The 1,477-nt window shown below is 53.1% G+C and carries 1 protein-coding gene; it reads left to right on the top strand.

The annotated features are described in order from the left end of the window. The first annotated feature begins 89 nt into the window (after positions 1 to 89). A complete protein-coding gene (gene tet(40), locus LU279_RS13435; RefSeq protein WP_009247026.1) occupies positions 90 to 1,310 on the top strand; it encodes a tetracycline efflux MFS transporter Tet(40) in 1,221 nt (406 codons plus the stop codon). The last annotated feature ends 167 nt before the right edge of the window (positions 1,311 to 1,477 follow it).

Below are 1,477 nucleotides of genomic sequence, written 5' to 3'. Positions count from 1 at the left end.
ATAGATAAGGTTCGGCATATGTTCCACAAGTTAGCTTAACAGCTTGCAAAAGTCATATAAAATGAGATTTGAAAGGAGAATGTAACTTCATGTTTGCTAAAAATTCAAAGGCATATTCTGTCTACCTGCTGTTCCGATTTGTCTGTTCCCTGGCGGTTTCTATGTCCACAGTGCTTTCCATCGTGTACCACCTGGAGGTGGTGCAGCTGGATGCTTTCCAGCTTGTCCTGGTAGGGACGGTTCTGGAGACCTCCTGCTTTCTGTTCGAGATACCCACCGGTGTGGTGGCGGATTTGTATAGCCGTCGGCGCTCGGTGCTGATTGGAATGTTCCTCTACGGCCTGGGCTTTCTGATGGAGGGTGCGCTACCGTGGTTCGCGCCGGTTCTGCTGGCCCAGGTTGTCTGGGGTTGCGGTGATACCTTCATCACCGGCGCTCTGGAGGCGTGGATTGCCTCGGAGGAAGAGGACAAACCCATAGACAAGGTGTTCCTGCGGGGCAGTCAAATGGGGCAAATCGGCGGCGTTCTGGGCGTGGTGCTGGGCACACTGCTGGGAAACATAAACCTGCAAATGCCTGTCATCTTGGGGGGCAGTTTGTGCTTGTTGTTGGGGCTGGTGTTGGTTCGCATCATGCCAGAAACCAACTTCTCCCCTGCTATTGAGGAACGGCAGGGCTTGCTTAAAGACTTTGTCTGCCTGTTCAAGCTCAACCTGGGCTTTGTGAAAGGCGCACCTGTGTTGCTGGCGCTCTTAGCAATCACACTATGCGGGGGACTTGCCAGTGAAGGCTTTGACCGGCTCTCCACCGCTCATTTTCTGGATGACACGGTAATACCCGTTATCGGGCCGCTGAACAGCGTCACTTGGTTCGGTGTTATCAGTCTTATCGGCAGCGGCTTAGGTATTCTGGCTTCTCAGTTGCTCATCGCCCGCATGGAGAAAAAAGGGACTGTCAGCCGAACCAGTGTGGTCATGTCCACCAGCGCCGGGTATATCCTGTGCCTGGTTCTCTTCGCGGTGGGGCGGAGCTTTTGGTTCATGTTGTTGGTGTTCCTGCTGGCGGGGCTTATGCGCACCATCAAGGAGCCTGTGCTGGCCGCCTGGATGAACGACCATGTGGATGAGAAAATGCGCGCCACAGTCTTTTCCACCAGCGGACAGCTGGACTCTTTCGGGCAGATCATCGGCGGGCCTATTGTGGGGCTGGTAGCCCAGCAGGTGTCCATACCCTGGGGGCTGGTCTGTACCGCTTTCCTGCTGTTGCCCGCGCTGTTCTTAGTGCCGGTGGCGGGAAAGAAGCGGGATTGATATGGCATAGTTAAGTTTACTGACGAGCGGGAGATTACTTCCGCTCGTCTTCATTTAGTAGCGCAAAATTTGAGGACTCTTTATTTCCTTATTTACTTCTTCAGTCAGAACTTTAGTCATGTTGGACATGGTTTGTGGAGTATAGTGATGACCGTACATTTTTTCGA

The organism is Blautia sp. XA-2221 (assembly GCF_028767025.1).
Taxonomy (GTDB): domain Bacteria; phylum Bacillota; class Clostridia; order Lachnospirales; family Lachnospiraceae; genus Blautia_A.
Note: the sequence above shows the minus strand (reverse complement) of the source record. Positions and strands in the feature narration are given on the sequence as shown.